At 59.9% G+C, this 24,994-nt stretch carries 22 protein-coding genes; 9 read left to right on the top strand and 13 right to left on the bottom strand.

From position 1 onward, the window contains the following. Positions 1 to 60 precede the first annotated feature (60 nt). Entirely contained in the window at positions 61 to 1,956 is a 1,896-nt protein-coding gene (locus tag GVK95_RS03135) for a PAS domain-containing sensor histidine kinase (protein ID WP_159946466.1), read from the top strand. After that, the gene (locus tag GVK95_RS03130) at positions 1,946 to 2,566 is read left to right on the top strand and encodes a response regulator (RefSeq protein WP_159946464.1); all 621 of its coding nucleotides are present in this window, start codon (positions 1,946 to 1,948) and stop codon (positions 2,564 to 2,566) included. The genes GVK95_RS03135 and GVK95_RS03130 overlap by 11 nt, the downstream gene beginning before the upstream one ends. Positions 2,567 to 2,848: 282 nt before the next feature. Here the strand turns inward: GVK95_RS03130 and otnC are convergent, their stop codons facing one another. From otnC to GVK95_RS03115, 3 genes are read right to left on the bottom strand one after another with little or no spacing between them, the layout of a single operon-like run. Next, positions 2,849 to 3,484 carry a 3-oxo-tetronate 4-phosphate decarboxylase gene (gene otnC / locus GVK95_RS03125; RefSeq protein ID WP_159946462.1) on the bottom strand — a complete coding sequence of 212 codons (636 nt, stop codon included), beginning with the start codon at positions 3,482 to 3,484 and terminating at the stop codon, positions 2,849 to 2,851. Then, entirely contained in the window at positions 3,481 to 4,746 is a 1,266-nt protein-coding gene (gene otnK / locus GVK95_RS03120) for a 3-oxo-tetronate kinase (protein WP_159946460.1), read from the bottom strand. The genes otnC and otnK overlap by 4 nt, the downstream gene beginning before the upstream one ends. Positions 4,747 to 4,773: 27 nt before the next feature. After that, positions 4,774 to 5,775 (bottom strand): LacI family DNA-binding transcriptional regulator, encoded by a 1,002-nt coding sequence (locus tag GVK95_RS03115; protein ID WP_159946458.1) that lies wholly within the window; start codon positions 5,773 to 5,775, stop codon positions 4,774 to 4,776. A 201-nt stretch (positions 5,776 to 5,976) separates the two neighbouring features. Here GVK95_RS03115 and GVK95_RS03110 point away from each other — a divergent pair, with 201 nt between their 5' ends. From GVK95_RS03110 to GVK95_RS03080, 7 genes are all read left to right on the top strand, one after another. After that, positions 5,977 to 7,095: a sugar ABC transporter substrate-binding protein gene (locus GVK95_RS03110; RefSeq protein ID WP_159946456.1), complete on the top strand. Its 1,119-nt coding sequence runs from the start codon at positions 5,977 to 5,979 to the stop codon at positions 7,093 to 7,095. A gap of 70 nt (positions 7,096 to 7,165) precedes the next feature. Further along, a complete protein-coding gene (locus tag GVK95_RS03105) occupies positions 7,166 to 8,686 on the top strand; it encodes a sugar ABC transporter ATP-binding protein (RefSeq protein WP_159946454.1) in 1,521 nt (506 codons plus the stop codon). After that, on the top strand, positions 8,683 to 9,651 hold the full coding sequence (locus GVK95_RS03100) for an ABC transporter permease (RefSeq protein ID WP_159946452.1): 969 nt from the start codon (positions 8,683 to 8,685) through the stop codon (positions 9,649 to 9,651). The genes GVK95_RS03105 and GVK95_RS03100 overlap by 4 nt, the downstream gene beginning before the upstream one ends. Then, a complete protein-coding gene (locus GVK95_RS03095) occupies positions 9,648 to 10,622 on the top strand; it encodes an ABC transporter permease (protein WP_159946450.1) in 975 nt (324 codons plus the stop codon). The genes GVK95_RS03100 and GVK95_RS03095 overlap by 4 nt, the downstream gene beginning before the upstream one ends. Continuing rightward, a complete protein-coding gene (gene ltnD / locus GVK95_RS03090; protein ID WP_159946448.1) occupies positions 10,622 to 11,536 on the top strand; it encodes an L-threonate dehydrogenase in 915 nt (304 codons plus the stop codon). The genes GVK95_RS03095 and ltnD overlap by 1 nt, the downstream gene beginning before the upstream one ends. Before the next feature lie 2 nt (positions 11,537 to 11,538). After that, the gene (gene otnI, locus GVK95_RS03085) at positions 11,539 to 12,306 is read left to right on the top strand and encodes a 2-oxo-tetronate isomerase (RefSeq protein ID WP_159946446.1); all 768 of its coding nucleotides are present in this window, start codon (positions 11,539 to 11,541) and stop codon (positions 12,304 to 12,306) included. 22 nt (positions 12,307 to 12,328) lie between these two features. Next, on the top strand, positions 12,329 to 13,216 hold the full coding sequence (locus GVK95_RS03080) for an SMP-30/gluconolactonase/LRE family protein (RefSeq protein ID WP_159946444.1): 888 nt from the start codon (positions 12,329 to 12,331) through the stop codon (positions 13,214 to 13,216). 410 nt (positions 13,217 to 13,626) lie between these two features. Here the strand turns inward: GVK95_RS03080 and GVK95_RS03075 are convergent, their stop codons facing one another. The 10 genes from GVK95_RS03075 to GVK95_RS03030 all read right to left on the bottom strand — a co-directional run bounded on the left by GVK95_RS03075 (position 13,627) and on the right by GVK95_RS03030 (position 24,939). After that, positions 13,627 to 14,511 (bottom strand): ABC transporter substrate-binding protein, encoded by an 885-nt coding sequence (locus tag GVK95_RS03075; RefSeq protein WP_159946442.1) that lies wholly within the window; start codon positions 14,509 to 14,511, stop codon positions 13,627 to 13,629. Between the two features lie 36 nt (positions 14,512 to 14,547). After that, complete coding sequence (locus GVK95_RS03070; RefSeq protein ID WP_159946440.1) at positions 14,548 to 15,282, bottom strand: PIG-L deacetylase family protein; 735 nt, start codon at positions 15,280 to 15,282, stop codon at positions 14,548 to 14,550. A gap of 67 nt (positions 15,283 to 15,349) precedes the next feature. Further along, complete coding sequence (locus GVK95_RS03065; protein ID WP_159946438.1) at positions 15,350 to 16,588, bottom strand: MFS transporter; 1,239 nt, start codon at positions 16,586 to 16,588, stop codon at positions 15,350 to 15,352. Between the two features lie 21 nt (positions 16,589 to 16,609). After that, on the bottom strand, positions 16,610 to 17,638 hold the full coding sequence (locus GVK95_RS03060) for an amidohydrolase family protein (RefSeq protein ID WP_159946436.1): 1,029 nt from the start codon (positions 17,636 to 17,638) through the stop codon (positions 16,610 to 16,612). A gap of 30 nt (positions 17,639 to 17,668) precedes the next feature. Further along, entirely contained in the window at positions 17,669 to 18,652 is a 984-nt protein-coding gene (locus GVK95_RS03055) for a PhnD/SsuA/transferrin family substrate-binding protein (RefSeq protein ID WP_159946434.1), read from the bottom strand. Positions 18,653 to 18,684: 32 nt separating this feature from the next. Then, positions 18,685 to 19,533, bottom strand: coding sequence for an aldolase/citrate lyase family protein (locus GVK95_RS03050; protein ID WP_159946432.1), 849 nt, complete (start codon positions 19,531 to 19,533; stop codon positions 18,685 to 18,687). A gap of 40 nt (positions 19,534 to 19,573) precedes the next feature. Next, positions 19,574 to 20,500 carry a phosphate ABC transporter substrate-binding protein gene (locus GVK95_RS03045; RefSeq protein ID WP_159946430.1) on the bottom strand — a complete coding sequence of 309 codons (927 nt, stop codon included), beginning with the start codon at positions 20,498 to 20,500 and terminating at the stop codon, positions 19,574 to 19,576. Continuing rightward, positions 20,500 to 21,366, bottom strand: a complete 867-nt coding sequence (locus tag GVK95_RS03040; RefSeq protein WP_159946428.1) for an amidohydrolase family protein — start codon at positions 21,364 to 21,366, stop codon at positions 20,500 to 20,502. Before GVK95_RS03040 ends, GVK95_RS03045 begins: the two co-directional genes overlap by 1 nt. Before the next feature lie 408 nt (positions 21,367 to 21,774). Next, complete coding sequence (locus tag GVK95_RS03035) at positions 21,775 to 23,838, bottom strand: tripartite tricarboxylate transporter permease (RefSeq protein WP_159946426.1); 2,064 nt, start codon at positions 23,836 to 23,838, stop codon at positions 21,775 to 21,777. A gap of 69 nt (positions 23,839 to 23,907) precedes the next feature. Next, positions 23,908 to 24,939 carry a tripartite tricarboxylate transporter substrate-binding protein gene (locus GVK95_RS03030; RefSeq protein ID WP_159946424.1) on the bottom strand — a complete coding sequence of 344 codons (1,032 nt, stop codon included), beginning with the start codon at positions 24,937 to 24,939 and terminating at the stop codon, positions 23,908 to 23,910. Positions 24,940 to 24,994 lie beyond the last annotated feature (55 nt).

Genomic DNA, 24,994 nt, shown 5'->3' with positions numbered 1-24,994 from the left:
TTTGGAAAACGCGTAGTTTCTTCCCTGTGCTGGCAACACGAGCAGCTAAAGGGGAACAGCTTGGAAAACCACACAGACGCCGACGCGATCATCGATCTGATTCCGGCGATGGCATGGTCTACGACGTCGGATGGAATGCTTGATTTTGCCAATCAGCACTTCCTCGAATACGTCGGCTTGCCGCTTGCAGATATTGCAGGAGAGAACTTCTACCGCCTCTTCCACCCCGATGATGTCGATAATCTGGGTACAGAGTGGCGAAGCATCATGACTTCCGGAACGGGAAAAGAAGTCGAAGGGCGGATAAAGCGGGCAGACGGGGACTATCGCTGGTGTAGCCTTCGGCAAAGACCTCGGCTCGATCCAGAAGGAAATGTTGTCAGATGGTACGGTGTCGTTCTCGATATCGGGGATCGCAAACAAGCGGAGGATTCGCTCAAGGAGACGAAATCCGCGCTTGCGGCGAGCGAACACAACCTGAGGCTCATCATCGACTCGCTTCCAGTCCTCGTCTGGTCTGCGCGGCCGGATGGAAGTGCAGATTTTGTCAACAAGAGCTGGCTGGATTATGCGGGACTGCCAGCCGACCGGATCCTAGACTGGGGCTTTCTGGACCTCTACCATCCAGATGATATTCCGGAGATGGTGGAGATCTGGAAGAGAGACCTTGAGCATTCGGACCATACTCAGCTGAAAGGGCGCATTCGCGGTGGAGATGGACAGTACCGATGGTTCTATTTCTCTGGCCGAAAGCTCACCGATGCCAATGGTGTCGTGCGCTGGTTTGGGGTCAATATCGATATCGAAAACTTGCAGTGCGCGGAGAACGCTCTTCGCAACAGCGAGGCAGCACTCAGGGAGAGCGAACACAAGCTCAACCTTGTAATCAATACAATACCTGCCATGGCCTGGTCATGCACGCCCGATGGGCAGCTGGAGTACTGGAACAAGATCTTCATCGATTTCGTAGGCCTTAAGATAGAAGACCTTCAAGGCTACGGATTTTACCGCGTTTTTCATCCCGACGACGTCGAACGTATGCGCATAAGCTGGGAGGAGATCGTTGCCACGAAACGCCCCGATCCGGTAGATGCGCGTATCAGACGATCCGACGGGGAATACAGGTGGTTCAACCTACGGCAGAACCCGCTGCTTGATGCGGACGGTAACGTTGTTCGGTGGTATGGTGTTGTTATCGACATTGAGGATCGTAAACGCGCCGAGGAGTCACTTCGTCAGAGCCAGAGCGACCTTGCACACGTTACCCGGTTGACCACTATCGGCGAGTTGGCCGTCTCGATAGCGCATGAGATCAATCAACCACTCATGGCGATTGTGACCAATGCCGGGACCTGCCTGCGCTGGCTTCAGGACGGACAGACGGATCTCGAACAGGCCCGCCTGGCCGCAGAGCGAATCGTGCAGGATGGGCACCGCGCTGGTGGGATTGTTGCCAGCATACGCGCGATGGCCCAGAGATCTCCCTTGCGGATGGAGAGGACCGATTTCAACAAAGCGCTGAGGGATGTGCTGTTTCTTTTGCGGGAAGAGTTGCAATCCAGAGGAGTGCAGGTCGTCACGGATCTCACGTCTGATCCTCTCTATGTCCTGGGTGATCGCACTCAGCTACAACAGGTTCTTCTTAACCTGATAATGAACAGCGCCGAGGCTACACAACCCGGTGAAGAGGCGATCATCAGTGTCAGGTGCACGCAAGATGAAGATATCGAAGTCAGTGTTTCCGACACGGGACAGGGAATAGTGCCAGAACACCTCCACCGGATATTTGAGGCTTTCTATACGACAAAATCCGACGGGATAGGAATGGGCCTTCCTATTTGTCGGTCCATCGTCGAAGCGCACGGCGGACGTATTTGGGCTACAAACAACCTCCCTAAAGGAGCGTCATTTAAATTCACGCTCTCCAGCTTCGAGGATACGGCCGTTGATCGATGACAGGAAGAACAAGAGGCCTACTGTCATCGTCATTGACGATGATCAAAGTGTTCGCGAAGCCCTAAAGGGGCTGTTCGAGTCCGTGGGTCTCAGCGCTGAAACACACGGCTCAGTCAAAGAGTTTATTGCCGCAGACGATCCCGAAAAAGCCGGTTGTATCGTCCTCGACATTCGCCTTCCCGGCCAGAGCGGTCTTGAGTTTCAGGAAGCTTTAGCAAAAAGCGATCTTCCTCGGTCCGTCGTCTTGATTAGTGCCCATGTTGACGTGCCAATGGCTGTTCGGGCTATGAAGGCTGGCGCTATAGACGTGCTGAACAAGCCGGTTCGGGAGCAAGACCTATTGGAAGCAGTGAACCGCGCGATTGCGGATGACGCCGCTAGGCGAAAGGAAAAATCAGGGAAAGCTTCCACTCGGTCAAAATACATGACGCTTACTGAGCGTGAGCGACAAATTATGACCTTAGTCATCGCCGGCAAACTCAATAAGCAGATTGCGGCAGAGCTTCGTCTTGCGGAGCCGACGGTGAAACTTCACAGGGGCCACATGATGCGGAAGATGAAGGCAACATCGGTCGCTCATCTGGTCAAGATCGCCGACGCGCTGATGTAGGCCCGAGCCCGACTGAAATCATCGGCAATATGATATCTATGTTGATTTCCACTGAGAACTGACCCGGTAAGGGGTGCGGATAAAAAGTTGGACTGCTTCATAAGTTCAGGCCGAGGCTCTTACGATATTCGACAGGGCTCTTCACGCTTCCTTCGACGATCTCGGGATGGTGTGAACTATCCAGGACTTCCGTCATTCACATGAGAAACCAGGATCCGGGTGGGTGGGCGCGTGTGAAGGTTGAACGAGGCGAAAGTGTCGCGATGGGCGACTGACTGCCGCTCATCGCAGCGCTTCCACTTGCTGCGATGTCAAAGGCCTGGTGCGTTCGCCCCGCAGCATCAGGAAGAGTTTGGATGTCTCTTCGAGTTCCTCCATGGCATACTGCGCCTCGCGCAAGGTTCTACCCGCGACGACGGGTCCGTGGTTGGCAAGAAGAACCGCATGGCTTTCTCGCGCTCTTTCGCGAACGGCTTCGGCAAGCGCCACGTCGCCCGGCGGGAAGTAGGGCGCAAGCGGCAGGCGTCCGACACGCATGACATAATAGGCGGTAAGCGGCGGAAGAACGTCGTTTGGGTCAAGCCCCTCAAGAATGCTGACGGCGACCGCATGGGTCGAATGCAGATGCACGACCGCGCCCGAGCTTTCCCGCGCGCAATACATGCACTGGTGCAGGAAGGCTTCCTTGGTAGGCTTGTCGCCGCCAACATGTACGCCCTCGGCGGTGAATTTCGATAGCCTGGCCGGATCAAGCGATCCCATCGACGCATTGGTCGGCGTCATCAGCATTTCGCCATTCGAGAGCCGCGCACTGATGTTGCCGGTCGAGCCGAAGGTGAAGCAGCGATCGAAGAGGGATTTGCCGACCTCGGCGATCTCGTCGCGCAGGCGGGTTTCCTCGGAGAGAATGGCGGTCATGGCAGAAGGTCCCAGGCCTTGAGGAAGAAATCGGGTGCGCCGAAGTTACCGGACTTGAGCGCCAGCGCCATCGGCTCTGTTTGCCCGAGGGTGAGCGTCCATGGTACGCCGGGGTCGATTTCCGGGCCGATGAACAGGGCATCCGGCGCCAGGGCCCCGACCACTGCGCCCGAGGTCTCGCCGCCAGCGACGATCAGCCGGCGAACACCGGAGGCCCTCAACCCGAGTGCCATTTCAGCCAGGAAATGCTCGATCAGCGATCCGGCGCGCTCCCGACCGAGGGCGGCCTGGGCGGCCTTGACCTCGTCCGGTTCAGCGCTCGAATAGATCAGTGGCACCCCTGCCGACTGTGCGAGAGCCCAGATCAGGGCCTCCTCGACCCGGAGACGACCTTCGGCGATAGCGAGGGGATCGAGCTTAAGTGCCGGAATACCTGCAGCAATTGCAGCCTTGATCTGCCCACGGGTCGCGTCCGAACAGGACCCGGCGAGGATCATCGACCGGCCCGCCGGCGCGGAAAAGACGACCTCTTCGCCGGCAGGTCGCAACAGACCGGCACGGCGGAAATTTTCCGGCAGGCCGAGCGCGATGCCGGAGCCACCGGTGATCAAGACCATACCGGCGGCCGCTTCGCCAATTATCCGAAGATCGGCATCGGTCAGTGCATCGACCACCAACGCCTGTTCGCCCTTTTCGCGGGCCAACTCGAAGGCTTGGGCGACTGCCGAGGGTCCTTGGACGACCGTCTCGCGGGTCACCAGCCCCACCCTCAGCTGCGACTGGCCGGCCATCAGGCGGACCAGAGAGCTGTCGGTCATCGGGGTCAGCGGATGGTTGCGCATCGGACTGTCGGAAAGCAGCTGGTCGCCGACGAAGAGATGGCCCTTGTAGATGGTGCGGCCATTGGCCGGGAACGCCGGGCAGACGATCGTCAGACCCGTGCCGAGCGCCTGCATCAGGGCCTCGGTGACGGGACCGATATTGCCGGCAGGACTGGAATCGAAGGTCGAGCAGTATTTGAACAGGAATTGCTGGGCACCGACGTCGCGCAGGAAGGCGAGCGCCTCGAGCGACATCGCGACGGCGTCCCCTGCCGGATTGGTTCGGGACTTCAGCGCAACGACCACGGCGTCGACGTCTTTGAGATCGAGCTCAGCCTTGGGGATGCCAATCGTCTGGATAGTCCGCATGCCCTCCCGCGACAGCATCAGCGCAAGGTCGGTGGCTCCGGTGAGGTCGTCGGCAATCGCGCCCAAAAGCATGGCAGTCTCCGGTAAAGGCGCGCGCCGTCAGGCCGTCGCGCCGTCGATGATGGCAAATCCGGTGTCGATGATCTGCGGCTTGGTTGGTCGCTCGGCCTGAGACAGGAGTGCCTCAACCGCGGTCTTCCCGATAAGGAAGCGGTTCGAGCGCACCGTCGACAGTGGCTTCGGCAGCGCCTGGCCGATCTCTAGCCCGTTGAAACCGAAAAGGGCGAGCCGCTCCGGCACCGGGATCGCGGCACCCAAGCAATGCATAAAGCCGCCGACCGCCATGTCGTCGTTGGAGAAGACGACCGCATCAGCAATCGCGCCATCGGCCAGGAGCCCAGCCAGCGTGTCGCGACCAGCAATCGTCGAGCTGGGACCGTCATGACGCTTTTCAATCGCCAGCGACAGGCCAGCCTCCGAGAGCGCCTCGCACAGCCCCTCATAGCGGGACCGGGCGCGGCGGTCGGCGGACCAGTCGTGACCGACGTAGCCGATCCGGCTGTACCCGCGACGGACGAGATGCTCGGCTGTCGCGCGACCGGCCCGGCGATGGGAAAGGCCAACGGCGAGATCGATCGGCGTATCGTCGATGTCCATCAGTTCGGCAATGCGAATGCGGCTGTTTTCAAGCATTCTTAGGGCGGCGTCGGTGTGTTCGAAGCCGGTCGTGATCAAGGCAGTCGGCTGCCAGGCGAGAAGCGAGGAAACGAGTTGCTGCTCCTTGCCGAGGTCGTAATCGGTGACGCCGATCATTGGCTGATAGGGGGTATCGGCCAGACCGGCATGGATGCCGCGCAGCACCTCGGGGAAAACGATGTTGGACAGCGAGGGCAGGATCACACCAATGATCAGCGATGCCGAGGAGGCAAGCGAGCCGGCCGCACGATTGGGCACATAGCCAAGCGCATCGATGGCATCGAGCACGCGCCGGCGAGTCTCTTCCGCAATCGAACCCTTGTTGCGGATGACCCGCGACACAGTGTTCTCACTGACATTCGCCATGCGGGCCACATGGGTCAGCGTCGGCGTATCCGGCTGCATCGGCTTCTTCTCCTCCCACTCTCGCACGGCATGATCGGACCGTAAAGTGACGCCGGATCCTGTACGCCAGGATGGCGTCCCAAACTTTATCTCAGCGCTAACATATTTTGCTTGATCCTGGCTAGAGGATGTGCTTAAAAAATTATGTTAGCGCTGAGATTAGCGCTTTCTGGGAGATTTACACTTCGGGAGGAGTTCACCGTGAGAACCTTTAACAAGGCCGCGCTTGCTGCGTCGGCCGCGATGCTCTGCGCCTTCAGTTTCGCCTCAGTCGTCCACGCCGAGGATACCCATCGTCCGGAGTGCTTCTCTGCAGCACCCGACAATGCCAAGGTAATCAAGTATGAAAAGCGCGATGGCCCCTACAAGGTCGCCTTCGTCAACGGCTTTGCCGGCAATGACTGGCGCGTGACCGCCATCCAGGGCGCCAAGGCCTGGGCTGCGCGTGCGGAAAACAAAGCCAAGCTGTCCGAATTCACCGTCGTCTCTGTCGGAAATGACAGCGCCGCCCAGATTGCCGCGATCGACAACTTCATCGCCGCCGGTTACGACGCGATCACCTTCATCGCTGTCAACCCGACCGCGTTTTCCTCCGTCATCAAGCGCGCAGAACAGGCGGGCACCGTACTCGTGCCGTTCGACAACGTGCTCGATACCGATGCCATCGTGCAGGTCAACGAGAACCAGTTCGAACTCGGCGCGATGAAGGCAGAAGCCGTCGTTCGCGAAATCGAGAAGGCCAAGGGCAAGGTCGAGGGTAGCGTGCTCGAAGTCTCCGGCCTACCGGGCAATGCGACCGACCGTGACAACCATCTCGGCATGCGCTCCGTCCTCGACAAGCACCCAGGCCTGAAGGTTGTGCAGGTGGTTGGCAACTGGGATGCCGGCACCGTACAGAAGGTGACCGCCGACGCGATTGCCACCAACGGCAACTTCGACGGCGTCATGGTCCAGGAAGGCACGATTGGTGCATTGAACGCCATGAAGAACGCCGGTCATCCGGTGGTTCCGATCGGTGGCGACGCCGGCAACGGCTCCCGCAAGCTGATCGCCGAAGGCAAATATCCGGGCCTCACCGCCGCCCAGGCGCCGGTCATGTCGGCCGTCGCCCTCGAAGCCGCCGTCTCGCTGCTCGAGGGTAATACCCTACCGCAGAAGGTATTCCTGCCAATCCCGAACAAGGACAATGCAGAGCTGAAGGAAGCCACTGATTACTTCCCGAACCTGCCGGACACATTCTACACGGCCACCGGTTATCCGAACTGCTTCCCGGTCTTCACGCCGGAAGAGTTGCTCGGCCAGACCCCTGACAATACCTGATCCTCCCAGCCGGACGGCGGTGCTTGACCTCTGAGGCGCCGCCGACCGGATCATACCAGGACATGCCAGAATGACGTCAGTTCCGCTCATCGAACTTTCGGGGATCTCGAAGTCTTATGGGCCGATCCAGGCCTTGAAGACCGTTGATTTTTCGGCCCGCCCGGGCTCCGTCCACGCCATCCTCGGCGAAAACGGTGCCGGCAAGTCGACCCTGATGAAACTGCTCTCCGGAGCCATCCAGCCGACCACCGGCGAGATCCGGCTCGAAGGTCGGACCACCCGGTTTTCCGGAACACGGCAGGCGTCGGCAGCCGGTATCGTCTGCATGTTCCAGGAACTGTCGCTTTTGCCGACGCTCTCGGTCGGCGATAACATCACGCTGGCCCGTCCGCAGACAAGGTTCGGTTTCATGTTGGCCAAGGCTTACGAAGAGGCGCGTGCAGCCCTCGACCTGATCGGAGCCGAGAGCATTTCCCTCGATACGCCCGTGGAGGAGCTATCGCTGGCCGACCGTCAGCGGGTAGAAATTGCCAAGGCGCTCTACCAGAAACCGCGGCTTCTCATCCTCGATGAGGCCACCTCCGCACTCGGCGCCTCCGCCGTCCAGAAGGTGTTCACCGTCATCCGCAAGCTGCGCGACGACGGTTGCTGCATTCTCTTCATTTCACATCGCTTTCACGAGGTCGAGGCACTGGCCGACACCATCTCGGTCTTCCGTGCCGGACAGCATGTACGCACCTTTCCGGCTGGCAGCCTCGATAACCAGAGCATCGTATCTCTTATGATCGGCGAGACGATGGATCGGCTCTTTCCGCCGGCCCGCCCGACCGTGCCCGCAACTGTTGCACCGCTTCTGTCCGTCAAGGACCTTTCCCTGTCCGGTGAACTCTTCGATGTCGGCTTCACAGTGCGCCCTGGCGAAATTTACGGATTGGGTGGACTCGAAGGTCAGGGACAGCAGCGCGTTCTCGAAGCGATCTTCGGCACGCTCTCGGGTGTCGGCGGGTCAATCGAGTTTGCCGGCAAGACTTACGAACGCCGCTCCCCGCATCGGTCGAAGTCACCGGAGATCGGCATTGCGCTGGTGCCAGAAGACCGCAAGACGGAGGGCATGATCCAGCCTCTGTCGATCGCCGACAACATGCGGCTCGCCGGCATCGGGCTTCACACAGACAAACATGCGCTCGACGCACGCTGTCTTAACCTACTGGAACGGCTCGAACTGACTTATGGGCAACTGTCTGATCCGGTCATGTCGCTGTCCGGCGGCAATCAGCAGAAGGTACTGCTCGCCAAATGGCTAGCGCTCAGTCCGCGCTGCCTGCTCTTGCTCGACCCGACGCGCGGCATCGACGTGAAGACCAAAGCGCAGATTTACCGCCTGCTCACCGACCTCGCAGGCCAGGGCATCGCGATCGTGATGCAATCGACCGACTACGAGGAACTCGTGCATCTCTGCGACCGGGTCGCGGTCTTCTACCGTGGGCGGATCGCAAGGGAACTTGCAGGCGACGCGCTCACTCCCGAAAACCTGATTTCGGCTGCCATGGGGCTCAACGCCCCGACATCCCTGCCGGAGACCGTCCAATGACCTCGCTCTACATCCGACGCAACCTGCGGGTCGTCATTCCGACGATCGCTTTCGTGGCGCTTTTCGTGCTCTATATCGCCACTCATCCAAGGGGACTTTCCACCTATGTACTGACGATCTGGTCCAACCAGTCGGCGCTCTTGGTCTTTGCCGCCTTCGCGCAGTTCTTCGTGGTGCTGGTACGCGGGATCGATCTTTCGGTCGGCGCGGTTGTGGCGCTCACCAATGTCGCGGCCTCCTTTGTGCTTGCCGGCGAAGGCGGATCGCTCGCTTTTGGAATGGCAGCAGTCCTTCTGGTTGGCATGGCCTGCGGGTTGTTCACAGGCCTCTTTGTCTGCTTCGGCAATGTCCCGCCAATCGTTGCGACGCTTGCCACAGGTGCCATCTATTCCGGCATCGCGCTTTATCTGAGGCCCACACCGGGCGGCGCGGTCAATTCGGAGCTTTCGGATGCCTTCACCTATGCGATCGGCCCGATCCCGACCTCCCTCGTCCTGATCGTCGCGACCGTGCTCGTCATCACCATCGTCCTGCGCAAGACGAGTTTCGGCATGGCGCTGAAGGCACTCGGGGCAAATGAACACTCGGCCCAATTGACCGGCATCGACACCACTTTCATGCGCATCTCGGCCCACGTACTCGGCGGCCTCATGGCCGGCATGGCTGGGCTCTATGTCTCCATGGTCACCATGACGGGTGACGCCGGCATCGGCCCGACCTATACACTGAATTCGATCGCGGCGATCGTGCTCGGGGGAGTCTCGCTCGCCGGCGGCATCGGTACAGCGATCGGCGTCGCAGTCGGTGCAATGCTATTGAAGACCGTTGCATCGCTGATGTTCTTTTCCGGCCTTCCCCCCCTCGCCCAGCCCTTCTTCGAGGGTCTTATCCTCGCGCTCGCGATTGCCTTCGGCTCCATAGGCGTGCTGCGCGTCCGCAACAAACTGAAGTTGTTCGCCCAATGACCGACCGTGTGATTTCCGGGCCTGCTCGGCCGAGCCTCCCCGTCGACCCAGCCGTTCTTGTCGTTGCAATCGGCTGCGGCCTGCTGCTCGCTGCCGGCGGGACCATCCTGCCGACCTTTCTCACCGCCGGCTACCTGCTGCAGCAACTACAGATAGCCTCCTTCCTCGGCATCATTGCCGCCGGTGCCACGCTCGTCATCCTGCTCGGTCATATCGACCTCTCGGTGCCGGCCGCAATCACGGCGATCGCCATCGTCGCCACGACGGTTGCGGGCTCGCAGGATCCGGCGCTCGCCTCCCTAGCCATCCCGATCGGGCTCCTGACCGGCGTCCTGATCGGCCTGATAAACGGAATCGGCGTCGCATTCCTGCGCCTGCCCTCCATGGTCTGGACGCTGGCGATGAACTCGATGCTGGTCGGCTCCGTCGTCTTCTTCACCGGTGGTTTCAAGCCGCGTGGCATGGCGCCACCGCTATCGATCACACTGTCGCTGGAACGTAGTTTTGGAATACCCAACGCCTTCCTGTTCTGGCTTGTGGTGATGGCCTTTATGTTTTACCTGCTGCACCGTACCGTCTACGGCAAATATCTGATAGCCATGGGCAATTCGGAAAAGGCCGCCTACCTCTCGGGCATCCGCGTGCGGCTCGTCACGACGCTCACCTTCGTCGTGGCAGGCATTTTCACAGCGATCGGTGCCATCCTGCTCGCCGGCTATGCAAACCAGGCCTATCAGGGCATGGGCGACCCCTATATGCTGCCGGTGATCACCGCCGTGGTCATCGGGGGCACCTCGATCATGGGCGGTCAGGGCGGTTATGGAGGCACAATCGTCGGCGCCATTTTCATCACCCTTCTGTCCTCGATCCTCTCGGTGCTGCAGATGCCGGAAGCCTTCCGGCAGATCGTTTTCGGTGCCATCATTCTGGCCATGCTTTTGATCCGTGGCTACAAAAGGAGCTTCCGCTGATGTCTCATCTTTCGTCCGTCGCCGTCGTCGGCCTCGGCTCCATGGGCCTCGGCATGGCCCGCTCGCTGCTGCGGGCCGGTCTTGCGGTGCGAGGCTTCGACATCAGTGCCGATGCCCTGAAAGCGCTTGAAACCGCTGGCGGCACCGCGGGCAGCAATCCGGGCGATGCAGTAGCCGGCGCTGATGTCGCCGTGATCGTGGTGGTCAATGCCGCGCAGACGGAGACCGTGCTCTTTGGCGAGAACGGCGTCGTCGCCGCGATGAAGCCCGGTGGTGTCGTGATCGCCTGCGCAACGATCTCGCCGGCCGAAGCCAAGCGCTTTGCCGCCCGGGTCGAAGAAGCGGGCCTGCTCTATGTCGACGGTCCGATCAGCGGCGGCTCGAAGAAGGCCGATGCTGGCCAGCTCACTTTCATGGCCTCAGGTTCGCCGGAAGCCTTTGCCGCGGCAAGAACTGCGCTCGATGGGATGGCGGGTACTGTCTACGAACTCGGCGAACAGCCGGGCATCGGTTCATCCTTCAAGATCGTCAACCAGCTGCTGGCCGGGGTCCACATCGCCGCCGCCTGCGAGGCGATCACCTTCGCCAAAAGCCTCGATCTCGACATATCCAGGGTCTTCGACGTGATCACTAAGTCGGCCGGCAACAGCTGGATGTTCGAAAACCGTATCCCGCATGTGCTGGAAGGCGATTACACACCGCACAGTGCGGTCGCGATTTTCACCAAGGATCTCGGCATCGTCTCGGATATCGGGCGACAGACCAAGTTCCCCCTGCCGATAGCAAGTGCCGCCCTTCAGCTCTTCATCATGACCGAGGCAGCCGGCATGGGCCGTGACGATGACAGCTCGGTTGCGCGCCTGCTTGCGAAAATTGCCGGCCTCAAGCTTCCCGGCATGGATGACGAGGACTGAATATGCCCAAGTTTGCCGCCAACCTGTCGATGATGTTCAACGAGGTGCCCTTCCTCGACCGTTTCGCGGCCGCAGCAGATTGCGGTTTTACGGCCGTCGAATATCTCTTTCCCTACGACCATCCGGCGGAGGTCGTCGCCGAGCGCCGTCAGGCGGTCAGCCTCACCCAGGCGCTCTTCAACATGCCGCCCGGCGACTGGTTGGCAGGCGAGCGTGGCATGGCAGCACTGCCGGGACGCGAAGCGGAATTCGCGGCTGCCCTGGACACGGCCATCGCCTATGCCAAAGTCATCGGCACACCGCTTCTGCACATGATGGCGGGGCTGGCGCCGGCGGCGGATCCGCAAGCGATTGCCACCTATCGCAACAACTTGAAGCGCGCCACCGACCGCACCGGCGAGGCCGGCATCGGTCTCGTCATCGAGCCGATCAACGGTCGTGACATGCCGGGTTATTTCCTCAACGACTTCAACCGCGCGGTTGACTTCATTTCCGAGATGGATGCGGTCCATGTGAAGCTGCAGTTCGACGTCTACCACCGGCAGATCCTGCATGGCGATGTGATCATGGCGCTCCGGCAGATGGCACCGGTCATCGGTCATATACAGATCGCCTCCGTGCCCGAACGCCACGAGCCCCTGAGCGGTGAACTCGACGACCGCAGGATCTTCGCCGAGATCGATGCGATCGGTTACGAGGGTTATGTCGGCTGCGAATATCGCCCAACCGCCGGTACCCGCGAGGGGCTCGGCTGGATGAACAAACTCTAATCTTGTCGGGGGCTTGGGTGGCATGCGTTACACGGATTGGTTCGAGATCGTTGACCCGGCGTTCAAATCACTGATTCTGCCGAATGTGCATGTCGACCTGCTCTACACAGGTGGACGCTGGCTGGAGGGGCCGGTCTATGTGCCGGCGGCACGCCATTTGCTGTTCTCGGACATCCCGAACAATCGTGTCCTGCGCTACGACGAGGCAAACGACACCGTCGCAATCTTCGAAACCCCGTCCAACTTTGCCAACGGCCATACGCTCGATCGCGAAGGACGGGTGATCTCCTGCGAGCACCTGACACGCCGGGTCACCCGCCGGGAACACGACGGTAGCCTGACGGTCCTTGCCGATAGGTTCGGGGGAAAAAGGCTGAATTCGCCCAACGACGTGGTTGCGGACAGCAAAGGCAATATCTGGTTTACAGATCCGACCTACGGCATCTCCACACCTTATGAGGGATCACTCGCGAAGAGCGAGATCGCAAGCAGCAACGTTTATCGGCTCGACCGAAACGGAAACCTGGAAGCGATAGTGACCGATCTGAAGCAACCGAACGGGCTAACTCTCTCGCGTGACGAACAGACCTTGTTCGTGGTCGATAGCGGTGTTCAGCCCGCCCGCCTTTTGGCTTACGTCATCGACCCGGAAGGCAAGCCGAAAAATGACCGGGTCTTCAGCGAATGTACAAGCGGCATGTATGATGGCCTGCGCGTAGACAGTGCAGGACACATTTGGACCAGTGCGGGCGATGGCGTGCATTGCCTCGATCACAAAGGCCAACTGATCGGGAAGATCCTCATCGCCGAGACAGTAAGCAATGTCTGCTTTGGAGGACCGGAGCGCAACCGCCTTTACATTACAGCCACGCGTTCGCTCTTCGCCGTGTACCTCAACGTGACAGGCTAACTGCTTTTGGGCATCTCCAGGCGATCAAAGCGTTAAAGCCGTGGTGTCGCTTGAAATCAGCGCCGTCAGGATTCTATTCTACGTGTGATTGAACCAGTGGAATTGACGACGTTCCGGTTGAGGCAGACTCGAGCTATCCGCAGTGAACTCGCACAGTTCCGGCCCTACGGTTGCAAGACCAGAATTCACAATCGAGGCACCTTCGACACCTAAATCGGCCGAATGCCCAATAAGGTGTCGAAAGTAGACGTGGGTGCCGATTTCGCCGATCGAACCGACAACCATTGTTCTTCCGATCGATGCGCCGGGCCACCTGGGCGTTGCCTCCCTACTCGATTGCCATCGCCATCCATCCCAGCGGACATTTGGGCATCGCCTCTGTCATCTTGCCACGACTGGATGCAAAGTTCCTATTCCAAAGTGCGCGTCACATCGTCAAACAGTTCGTCAACCGTGAGATCGCGGTCGATCAATCCCTGCTGCCGGCAATACAGAATTATCATTTCCAGTGTCTTGCGGTTCGCCTCGACCCCATATGGCCTTGTATCTAGGCCCTTTAGTCCCGCCTTGGCCTTGCTTTCCTTCAGGAGCCGGTAGAGTTCACGTACGAGATCTGGTCGCTCATTCGAAAGATCCTCGCGCACCACGAATACGTGGTTCAGCGGAATAACCCCGGTGCGCTCGAACCAGACCTTTGCCGCCTCTTGCGGATCAACGATGACCGTTTTCAGGCGCGGATCATCCGGCATGTTGCTGCCCAGCATGGCCGCGTCCAGCGAACCGTCGAGCAGCATGTCGATCAATTTTTGCCCTTCGCTACCACGCGTCACGTTGGAAGGTTCGGTATAGTTCTCGACATGGGCATCCTCGAAGCAGACCCATGTGATCTTGCTCAGGTCCACATCATATTCGTTCTGCAGTATACCGCGAACCCAGGCCCCGGTCGTCTGCGTATAGGCGCGCACGCCCACCCGTTTGCCCTCCAGATCCTTTGGCGACAGCACCCGGTTTTCAGCGTTGTAGGCGATGCAATGGTGCTGGAAGCGGCCGGAGATAGGAGCAGGCATCAGCACCAGGGGTGCACCTCGTGCCTTTGCCATCAGAAAGGTGACTATTGCCAGTTCCCCGGCCTGGAAGGCTGCATCCCGGACGAACGTCTTGAAACCCAGATTTGAAGGGTCGTAGTCGGCATAGTCCAGCCGCAATAGCTTAGAGTTCACCTCTCCGTTGCGCAGCGCGCGGGTCACTCCATATTCGGCAAGAAGCGTATAGATGGGGGTCTGCGTCTCAATCATGGCGGTTTCCTCGGGTCCAAATGGAATCTTGCAGGCTCAGAGTTCGTCGACGGTGCGCGGGAAGATCGACTGGAAGCCTTCCGCGTATTTTGCCGCCCGGCCGCCCGACTGGCCGCCGGAATTGCGCATGTAATGATTGGCCCGGTTTTCAGCGACGCGCGTGTAGTAATCCCAGAGGTGTTCCTGTCCCTCCATGCATTCGATCGCTGCGCGCTTCTTTTCCCAGACAGGTGAGATGTCGAGGAAAACGTCGGGCTTCCATCCCATCTGCTCGGTCTGGTGCGGCTCGAACAGGTAGAGTTGCGGCGCACCCAGAACCTTCTGGCCCGGTTTGTGGCCCCAGGCCTGCGCGATCATGCGGGTCTCGAGCGCGATCTGCGTCGCGTACATATGGTCTGTGTTGTAAGGATCGTATTGTGAGTGGCTCAGCATGAAACTTGGCTGCACCTCGCGGATCACGTCGACCAGGCGATACTTGTCATCATCGGTCAGCCGCAGCGGATAGTCACCCAGGTCGAAGCTTACGAGATTGTGTACGCCAAGCGCCTTGGCGGCTTTTTCTGCCTCCAAGCGGCGCGCTGATTTCACCTTGTCGAGCGTCATGCCCGGCTCCTTCCAGAGCTTGGCGGATTCGCCGCGCTCGCCGAACGAGAGGCACACAACGGTAACCTCGTAACCTTTGTCCGCATGAAGGGCGATCGCCCCTCCGCAGCGCCAGACGAAGTCGGCTGCATGCGCGCTGATAACTAGAGCTGTTTTTTTCTGTGGCATAAATCGTCCTCCGAGATTTTCGCTTCGGCCCCCGTCTTTCGGCGGCACATTCTTGCTTCCGCGGCTCCTAGTCTCCGCCATTCAGTCCGGTAATCCGCCGCTCCCGCAGGAGAACCAACGCTCCAAAGACCAGAATGATCAGTCCGTTGATCGCCAAGGCCCAACGTGCGCCGATCACACCAGCAAGACCCGCGCTTGCTGCGGTACCCAACTGCACCAAGCCACGGTTCAGCATGAGGATCGAGATAACCCGCCCCCTCACCTCGTTCGGCACCCGCATCTGCAGGATCGTGTTATTGGCCGCGTTGTAGGCGATGTAGAACGCACCCGCAGCCAGCAACAGGACGGGCGCCACGGCAAGGAAAGGGCTGGCTGCGAACACAACGAGAATGGCTCCGAACCCGATCAGAAAAGCCATCATCCACCAACCGGACGCGGCTATCCCTGGCAGACTTGCCAGCACCAAGGCACCGATGACCGAGCCGCCTGCGGCAAAGGCCATCAACAGGCCAAGCCCTTCCGGTCCGATCTGGAAGACATCATGGGCGAACAAGGTCAGGATACTCAGATATGGCTGACCAAAAAATGTCGGCACCAGGGCGATCAGCACAAGCATCAGCACTGTTCGTTCGCCACGGACATAGGCCACGCCCTCGGCGATGCTTCGGCCGAGCGGCAGTGATGGCGCGCGTGTCGGCTCGGGCGGAAAGCGCATCGCTTGAAGCGATCCGATCACGACAACGAAGCTTGCCGCGTTCAGAACAAAACAAACGCCCGTACCCAGCGTGGCAATGATCAGGCCGGCCAGCGCCGGGCCGATGATCTTGGTCAGGTTCACGGTCATGGAATGAAGCGCTATCGCATTCGGCAGATCGTGCCTCGGCACCAGTTCGGAAATCAGCGAATGGCGGACCGGCATGTTGAAAGCGGTAAAGATGCCTCGACCCGTCGCCACAGTAAGGATCGCCCAGAGCGGCGCGCCGCCCCAAAGTACCATCGCGGCCAGAAATATGGCGAGCGCCATGGCTGCCGCCTGGGTCAGCATCATAAGCCGACGGCGCGGCAGGCGATCGGCCATGGCTCCGCCGACCAGCACGAAGAGCAGGATTGGCAGGCCTCGGCAAAGGTTGACCAGAGCAAGCTGGAACGGCGAACCGGTGGTCGCAACGACCAGCCAGTTCAGCGCCACCTGATCCATCCAGTCACCCGTGTTGGAAACCAGCGTTCCCGTCCACATCAGGCGATAGTTTCGGTGGCTCAGCGCCGAAAAAGCCGTCCTTATCCTGCTCGCTGACCTGCGGATCATGGTGTTCCCCGAACCTTGCGATCAGCCATTCATCCGCGCCAGCGCGACGCCGAGCCTAGGATAGACGTGCAGCACATTCTCGTAAAAGATCTTTTGGCGATCCTCGTCGGTCAGCCAGGGCACGTTGTCGATATAGCGCTTGGTGTCGTCGAAGCGATGGCCGGTCTCGGGATCGATACTCTTTACCGCCCCGATCATTTCCGAGGCAAACAGTACGTTCTTGACCGGGATCACCTTGGTCAGAAGCTGCACGCCAGGATCGTGATAGACGCAGGTATCGAAGAACACATTGTCCAGCAGCAGTTCCGCCAAAGGCGGACGCTTCAAATCCTGTGCCAGTCCGCGGTAGCGACCCCAATGATAGGGGACGGCTCCGCCGCCATGGGGTATGATGAACTTCAACGTCGGGAAGTCCTTAAAAAGATCCGAGAGTAGAAGCTGCATGAAAGCCGTCGTGTCGGCCGCAAGATAGTGCGCGCCCGTGCCGTGGAAACACGGATTGCAGGAGGAGGCGACATGAACCATCGCCGGCACCTCCAGTTCCACGAGTTTCTCGTAGAGCGGATACCAGTATCGATCCGTCAGCGGCGGATCGGTCCAGTAGCCGCCCGAAGGGTCGGGATTGACGTTGCAGCCGACGAAGCCCAGCTCAGTCACGCAGCGCTCCAGCTCTGCAACACAATTGGCCGGCGAAACACCGGGCGATTGGGGCAACTGGCACACGCCGACAAAGCTTTTCGGGAAGATCTGCGTCGCGCGGTAGATGAGATCATTGGAAACCTCCGCCCATTGCTGGGACACTTTCGCGTCACCTTCGTGATGCGCCATCTTGCCGGCACCGGGGGAAAAAAGCGTGACGTCCGTTCCACGCTCCTGCTGGAGGCGCACCTGATTGTCTTCCAGCGTCAAGCGGATCTCGTCGTCGGAAATCACCAGCTCATCCTTGTGAGGGGCAGCGACCTTAGCCTTGAACGCCTCGAGTTGGCGGGCGCGGAAGCCTTGCAGTGCCTTTGGTGCGGTAGTGTAGTGTCCGTGGCAATCGATGATCATGTCTTTATCCTCTTGAATCGGCGCAAGGGCTCAGAAGCCTGCTTCGTCGATGAACAACTCGTCGACAGGCACATCGCGGGCCATCAGTTGTTGCTGTTCAGCGTAGAGTTTCAGTGCCTCGATCGAGGGGCGATTGGAGGCAAGGCCATAGGGCAGCGGATCCGGGCCCACTATCTTCATCAGCTTGCGGCGATCCTCGTCCTGTTTGCTGGTACCCTCGCCCAGGCGCAGGCGTTCCAGGTAGATCTCCTTTGCCTGCAGGAAGGCATTGTAGATCTTGGGCGCAACATCGGGGCGAGCAGCGAGTATTTCGTCACGGATCACGAGCGTCGAATGCATCGGCAGGATGCCGGTGCGCGCATACCATTCCACCTCCGCGACTTTGCCGTCAGGCAGCAATTCGGGATAGCTGTCGACCGGCTTGGCCGAGGCCGCCCAACCCTCGGTCGGTGGTCCGGCACGCCCGATCCCGGCATTGGCGGTGAAGCCTGCCTGCAGCTCCCCCGCCGCCATCAGATCCGCCAGAGAATGGCCGTCGTGAGCGTGAATGACATTGCCCGGCAGGCCCATCTGGGCCACATGCTCCTCATCGTCGACGACCCAGGTGACCTTCGAACAATCGAGTCCGTACTCGTTCTGAAGCACGCCTCTGGTCCAGACACCGGTTGTCACCGAATAGGCGCGAACGCCGACCTTCTTGCCTTCGAGATCCTTCGGATGCGTGATGCCGGCATCCGGGCGGACGACGAGCCCGGTGTGGTGAAACTTGCGCTCGAAGAAGATCGGCAGCGCCGTATACGGGGCACCATGAGAGCGGGCGATGTAGTAGGTCGTCGACGCCAGTTCACAGACGTCGAACTCCAGATCTCGCACCATCCGGCGATAGGCGGCAATCTGGGGTTCCACGTCGATGAACTCGAATTCGATCCCGTCGAGGGTGACGGTACCATCCTTCAACGGCGTGGTATGACCCTGGCTGCGGACGGATATGGTCAGGCGGAGTGTGTCGGCCACGGGAAAGTTCCTTTTCTATCGTCTTCGAGATCTCAGGCGCGACCGGAAAGCCGGCGTCCGGTTTCGAGCGCCGAAAAAGACCGCGCCGGCGCCGCTAGCAGCAGGTCGAAGCCATCGGCCAGCACTTTCTCGACATTCTTCGAACCAACGTGCGGATGGCCGACCCGCATGCCGCGTGCCTTGCAAATCCGAACGATCTCGGCCATGGCCGCCACCACCTCCGGATGGTCATACTCGCGCGGATAGCCCAGTTCCTGGCTAAGGTCGCCTTCACCGATCATCACCGCGCCGATACCCGGAACCTTCGTCAACATCTCATCAAGGTTGGCGATTCCAGCGAGGTCCTCGATCATGAGGATCACCAGAATTTCGCCATCCGGCGCCAGCGGCCAGACATCGGCCTTGCGGTAATACTCACCGGCTCCTATGCCCCAGAAACGAGATGCCGTCTTGGGACTGTCGCCACGTATACCCTGCGGTTCAAACAGCGGGGCTGTTTCGCGTCGGGGATAACGGCACGCTGCAACGGCGTTATAGGCCTGCTCGGCGGTACTGACATGCGGCCAGACGACACCAAAAGCCCCCATATCCAGCGCCTGTTTGGCGAGAAACTGGTTCATCTCGCCACCGTTGGCAGGAATGCGCACGATGGGCGTGACGGCCGGCGCGCCGGTGGTCGCGATAGACTTGCGACTGATCATCCACTGGAGCGTATCGCGCAACTGGGCAGGATCCCAGGGGCGATGCTCCATTTCATAGATGACGCCGTCATAGGGCGCCTCGGTTACCCATAGAGCCGATTCCATGTCCGCCGGTGCAAACGTGCCGAACGCCTTGCGTCCCTGCTCGAAAGCGCCGATCACCGAGTTAAGTCTTGCCATTTTGTCTCCTCCCATTCCTTGTGCAGACTGCCTCGCCCACTCATGCGGGCAGTTGCGCCTGCGTTCCCAGTAGGCGTGTCGTATCGTCAAACAATTCATCCACGTCGATCGGATGCGAAATCACGCCTTGGGCGAAGGCAAAGCGGATCGCCGCATCGAGCGAGGGCCGCAAGGCCTCCAACCCGAACTGGCGCATCTGCATTCCCCCTCCTGCCGGCGTATCCCGGTTGCGACTTTCCAGCAGCATCCGGTAGATTTCGCGAACTGCGTCGGGGCGTTGCGTGGCAAGATCGGCATGGACTACCGCCATGTGGTTCATCGGAATGACGCCTGTGCGCCGGTGCCAGTCCAGTTCGGTCGTCTTGGGGTCAGGGATGACCGGCTGCAGACGCGGATCGACGGGCATGTCGCTGCCCAGAAGGGCGGCATCAACTTCACCCGCGAGCAGCATCCCGAGCGGGGTCTTGCCCTCTTGCGCACGGACAACATTGGACGGATCACGAAACTCCTGCAGATGGGAATCCTCGAAGCACACCCAAGTTACGCGAGCGGTATCGACGCCGTACTCCTCCTGAAGGACACCGCGCACCCAGACGCCGGTGGTCTGCGTATAGGAACGCACCGCGACCCGGCGCCCTTCCAGGTCCGAGGGTGCTATCACGCCGCGATGCGCGTCGTAGCAGATGCAATGGTGCTGAAACCGTGCGCCGATGACGGCAGGCAACAGCACCAGAGGCTTACCGAGGAGGCGCGCCTGCAGAAATGTAACGATCGCGAGTTCGCCGAAATCGAACCGGCCCTCGCGCACCATCGGCTTGAAGCCATCGAAGACCAGCGGGAAGTCGACATAGTCGAAGCGCACCAGATCGCTGTCGATCCGCCCTGTCTTCAGCGATTTCGTGCTGGCATTATCGGCCAAAAGCGTCGTCAGCGTCACAGGTCCGGTGGCCGGGTAGTTCTTGTCCATCAACATGCCTCGGCTGATGCAAGGCGCGGGTAAAGGATTTCAGCGGTCCCGCCGAGGATCATGTCCCGGTCTGCTTCGCTGAGCGAGGCAAGATTTTGCTTTGCGCGGGCAACGATCTCCGCAAGCGTGCCTTCCGATGCGGGATAGTTCGACCCGAAGGCGCAGCGCTTCGCGCCGAAGACACCGACCAGCATCGGGAAAAACGTCTCGGGTGAGGCGGCACCTGACGCAGCAAGATCGAAGGTGCGCGGCGTCACCTTCAGGTAGATGTTGGCATGGTCCGCCAATTCAAATAACGGGCGGGCGCCTGCGTATGGCGGGCCGTCCGTAATGTCAGCACGTGCCAGATGATCGATGATGATACGTGTTTGCGGAAAGCGCATGGCCATTTCGACCACGGTGGGAAACGCCGGCATCCGGCACTGAACGCAAATGGGAAGCCCCAACTCGCCAGCCTTCTGCCAGACGGGAAACGAACGCGGGTCGTTCAACCAGGAAAAGTCGAATGTCAGTTTGCTGCCACCGGTATAGAGACGCAGACCCGTAACGCCTTTGGCGATCCAGCCCTCCATGACATTAACCGCATTCGACGAAAGCACGTCGATCGTGCCGACCGCCGTAAATCGATCGGGATAGCGGGCCACAGCCTCTGCCACATAGCTGTTGTCATATCCGTAGCAGGAGGCCGCCTGGACCAGCGCCGAGCTGACCACGCCTGCCTCGTCCATCGCCGCGACCATGGCCTCAATGGTAACATGGTGCTCCTTGGACCAGTCCGACTGCTTGCCCCCCAGAGGCGCGCGCGGATAGCCCACCTCGTCGTCCGAGATCACATGCGGATGGATATCGTGAATTCGCTGCGCCATGTGCTTTCGACCTTTTTCCCTCATAGGTCTCAGACGGCCGGGCCCGGCTCCCGGAGTGAACTCCGGGAAGCGCCCCAGCAAACGCCGGACGGTTGTTTCGACATCGGAAGCGAAGACAGCAACGTTGGCGCAGCCAACGGCCACTCCACTGGTCGTACCGGTTTGTCCGGCCACTTCTCCCTGACCGTCAAGCTAATGGGAGTGTCGAATTGAAGCCAATCGGAAGCGCGACACTGGTCATAAGAAAATGAGAGTGCAAAAACACAACGCCTTCAAATGATCGTTGATATTTATGTATTTTCCACTCAAAAAAGCGCGCCTATAGCCGACACAACACGGCGTGACGGCCGCCTCCCTCGCGGGATGCGGCCGTGATTTTTGGATGCGATTTTCGATTCCGTCTGGGGATCAAACCGACGGGATAACACGCAGAATGGGGAACATCTGACCGATCCATGTCAGCGGCCAGTTCATGGTCAAGAGCTGGTCGAAAACGAGATAGACGAACAGTGTGACCCCAATTGCCGTCGGCAGTACGAGACTCCAGCGCTCTCGCCCTTCGAAGCGCATGAAGCCTGCAACGAACAACGGGATCGTCGGAAGGATTCCGATGGTACCCATCGAGACGAGGAACGCCAGAAGCCAACCAGCGAACATCGATGCGCGACGCAGGATTTCCGATGTCGCCAATCCGTCATTGTCATCGACAAGATCCATGTGGATCGCCTCGCTTGCCCCGGCCCGCGCCTCCTCCAGCGCCGAGGGTGCAGTAATTCCCCTGCGCAAGACCCCATTGCACAGCGAGCCGAGTACGGCGACGAAGGCTACTCCGGTTACGATCTGCGGCACCAGCGCCGTAGACCAGCTCCAGCCGGAGGTCCTCCAGAACAGAAAAGCCATTGCAGCGAGAAGAGCGACGGGAAAAATGTCAACAAGCGAGAACCTCGGCGATCCAAAATTAAGGTCCCAGCCCTTGTGTCGAGCCAGAAGCGCGGTGATCACCGGCCGAAGAATGCCGATCAGAGCAAGTCCGAGGACTATCACCACCAACGGCCGCAGCAACCAGTCGGCGCCATAGAGGCGGATCGAAATGAACAGCTGCCGCTCGATCGTGTCGCCCAGAACAACACCCAGGATCAACGGCGCGCGCGGCCAGCGCAAACGCTTCATTGTCCAACCGGCAAGGCCGAGGACCAGCAGTGTCACCAGATCACCCCATTGGCGGGACCCCTCGTAGGCTCCGATGAAGATGATGCAGACCACGACCGGCAGAACCAGCGTGTAACGCAAGGTAGCCAGGCGAGCAAACTGGGGACTGAAAGCATAGCAGAGCCCCGCACCAATGATGTTTGCAATCGCGATGGACCAGACCATTGAATAGGTAATCGAAAGGTTCTTGGTGAGCATATCGGGGCCAGGGACGAGGCCCTGCGACAGGAAAGCGCCCAGGATGATCGCCATGCCAGCAGAGCCGGGTATGCCAAACGCGATTGTGGTGATGAGCGAGCCACCTTCCTTGGCATTATTTGCGCTCTCCGAGGCGATGACGCCCCGTACGTCGCCCTTTCCAAAGGTTTGCGCCCCACCCTTCACGGTCTTGGCGGCATGGGCATAGGCCACCCAGTCCACGACCGCACCACCGATACCTGGGATGGCACCCAGCGCAGTGCCGATCCAGCTACAGCGCAGAATAAGCCACCACTCCTGAAAACAATCCTTGGCACCCTGCACAATGCCGAGGTTCACGTTCTGGAGCGGTTTACCTTTCAACGAGTGACGCGAGACCATCATGTCGCAAAGTTCCGGCAATGCGAAAAGACCCAGCGTGACTGGCACCAGTGGCAAACCTTCCCACAGATACAGGCTTTCGAAGGTCCATCGAAAAGCACCGGTCCGCGGTTCGGAACCGATCATCGAGATCATGACCCCGATCGCCGCAGCCGCGAGCCCGCGCAGAGGTGTACTGCTGGACAGGGCCGCCACCATCGAAAGGCCCAGGATCGATATCGCCAGCATTTCCGGCGTACCTATATATAGCATGACCGGTCGCAGCACCGGCACCGAAAGCCCCAGCAGCACCGCACCAAACAATCCGCCCATTAAGGATGACATATAGGCGGCACTCAGCGCACGTCCGGCCTCACCGCGCTTGGCCATCGGCAGGCCATCAAGTACCGTGGCCGCAGATCCCGCCCCGCCCGGCACACCGAACAGGATCGCGGGTATGGGATCGCCCGTTGAAGTGGTGGCGCCCAAACCGAGAAGAAACGCGAATGCGGTATAGGGATCCATGGCGAAGGTGAAGGGCAGGAGCAAAGCGGTGCCGGCCAGACCTCCGATACCAGGTACAATCCCAAGGATCACACCCAGAAACGCTGCCAGAAACAAAACGCCCAGGCGCATCGGATCCGCAATTATCGTCAACGCATCCCAGGCCGCGCCCAGCATGCTTACACTTTCGACGGGGTCCATTGTTCGTCCTATTCGAATTTGTAAGTTGAACTGCCGGAGCCGAGGCCCCGGCAAGTGGCGTCGGCCGTGCTAGCGCGAGACAAGAAGTCCCTTGACCATATCAAGCACTTCGGGCTGCGTCGCATAGAGGTCGTCAAGGATCTTGTGAATCTCTAGACCTGGGATCATCTCAACCGTGGCATTCTGCTTGGCGACCTCTGCGATGAAGCCTGGATCCTGTGCCGTTGCCTCGAATGCGGCACGCAGCGCAGCTAGCCGATCTTCGGGGACCTCGGGCGGAGCAGCGAAGGGACGGCCGGCATCCAGTGGCAGGAACATGAATTCAAAGACCGAGCGTGCCTTGGGGTCGGTGACGCGGTCGAGGATCATCGGCACATCTTTTACCGCAGGGTTTGGCCTCATCGCCAACTGCGCAACGACATTCAGCTTGCCCTCAGCCAACCAGTTGGCGTCATTGCCTCCCAGCAGGCTGGTCGTTGTGACGGCTCGGCCCTGCACTTCGCCCCGCTCCATGGCGAGCGCGATCTCGTCATTGCCCTTGTAGCCTGGAATGATCTCCATCTTGCTGCCGAGATATTCGTTGATCATCGCCGGGAAAGTCCGGTTCTCGTTGTTAAACGAAGTAGAGCCGATGGTCAGTGGATGGGCGAATAGGTCATCCAGTGTTTTCACCGGGGTGTTTTCCCAGGTAATCAGGACATAGCTTTCCTTGTTCAGGCTGCCGACCCAGCTTATAGCACGCGGATCGAAAGCAAGTTTCTCGGCCGAGACAAGTGGTAGATACAGATTGTTTCTCTGCAAGGCCGCAATGACCGTACCGTCGCGTGGCTCGCTGTTCTGCAGCTGAGCCGCCGCCGTCAGGCCGCCTGCGCCCGGCACATTGGTCACGACCACATTCGGATTACCAGGAAGATGCTTGGACATGAACGGCGCAAAGGCGCGGGCATAGAGGTCGGCGCCACCACCCGGTGCGGCCGAGACCATTAGCGTCACGGTATTACCCTTGTAGAATTCCTCAACCGTCTGGGCATAGGCCGGCGCGCAAAGAAACGCGGCAGACAGTGCGATGGTCGCAGCAGTAGCAAGTTGCTTCAGTTTCACGGTTTTCTCCTCCCGTTTGTTGATACCGGCCTGAAGGCCGGTATCCGTTGGTATT

This window comes from Rhizobium sp. 18065, from assembly GCF_902706095.1.
Lineage (GTDB): Bacteria > Pseudomonadota > Alphaproteobacteria > Rhizobiales > Rhizobiaceae > Allorhizobium.
Note: the sequence above shows the minus strand (reverse complement) of the source record. Positions and strands in the feature narration are given on the sequence as shown.

What these genes read in the sequence shown, in the direction of transcription:
- GVK95_RS03105 (WP_159946454.1), top strand. Translation starts at nt 7,166, where the DNA reads ATGACGTCAGTTCCGCTCATCGAACTTTCGGGGATCTCGAAGTCTTAT.
- otnI (WP_159946446.1), top strand. Translation starts at nt 11,539, where the DNA reads ATGCCCAAGTTTGCCGCCAACCTGTCGATGATGTTCAACGAGGTGCCC.
- GVK95_RS03035 (WP_159946426.1), bottom strand. Translation starts at nt 23,838, where the DNA reads ATGGACCCCGTCGAAAGTGTAAGCATGCTGGGCGCGGCCTGGGATGCG.
- GVK95_RS03065 (WP_159946438.1), bottom strand. Translation starts at nt 16,588, where the DNA reads ATGATCCGCAGGTCAGCGAGCAGGATAAGGACGGCTTTTTCGGCGCTG.
- otnC (WP_159946462.1), bottom strand. Translation starts at nt 3,484, where the DNA reads ATGACCGCCATTCTCTCCGAGGAAACCCGCCTGCGCGACGAGATCGCC.
- GVK95_RS03075 (WP_159946442.1), bottom strand. Translation starts at nt 14,511, where the DNA reads ATGATTGAGACGCAGACCCCCATCTATACGCTTCTTGCCGAATATGGA.
- GVK95_RS03040 (WP_159946428.1), bottom strand. Translation starts at nt 21,366, where the DNA reads ATGGCGCAGCGAATTCACGATATCCATCCGCATGTGATCTCGGACGAC.
- GVK95_RS03095 (WP_159946450.1), top strand. Translation starts at nt 9,648, where the DNA reads ATGACCGACCGTGTGATTTCCGGGCCTGCTCGGCCGAGCCTCCCCGTC.
- GVK95_RS03080 (WP_159946444.1), top strand. Translation starts at nt 12,329, where the DNA reads ATGCGTTACACGGATTGGTTCGAGATCGTTGACCCGGCGTTCAAATCA.
- GVK95_RS03060 (WP_159946436.1), bottom strand. Translation starts at nt 17,638, where the DNA reads ATGATCATCGATTGCCACGGACACTACACTACCGCACCAAAGGCACTG.
- GVK95_RS03100 (WP_159946452.1), top strand. Translation starts at nt 8,683, where the DNA reads ATGACCTCGCTCTACATCCGACGCAACCTGCGGGTCGTCATTCCGACG.
- GVK95_RS03115 (WP_159946458.1), bottom strand. Translation starts at nt 5,775, where the DNA reads ATGCAGCCGGATACGCCGACGCTGACCCATGTGGCCCGCATGGCGAAT.
- otnK (WP_159946460.1), bottom strand. Translation starts at nt 4,746, where the DNA reads ATGCTTTTGGGCGCGATTGCCGACGACCTCACCGGAGCCACCGACCTT.
- GVK95_RS03050 (WP_159946432.1), bottom strand. Translation starts at nt 19,533, where the DNA reads ATGGCAAGACTTAACTCGGTGATCGGCGCTTTCGAGCAGGGACGCAAG.
- GVK95_RS03070 (WP_159946440.1), bottom strand. Translation starts at nt 15,282, where the DNA reads ATGCCACAGAAAAAAACAGCTCTAGTTATCAGCGCGCATGCAGCCGAC.
- ltnD (WP_159946448.1), top strand. Translation starts at nt 10,622, where the DNA reads ATGTCTCATCTTTCGTCCGTCGCCGTCGTCGGCCTCGGCTCCATGGGC.
- GVK95_RS03045 (WP_159946430.1), bottom strand. Translation starts at nt 20,500, where the DNA reads ATGGACAAGAACTACCCGGCCACCGGACCTGTGACGCTGACGACGCTT.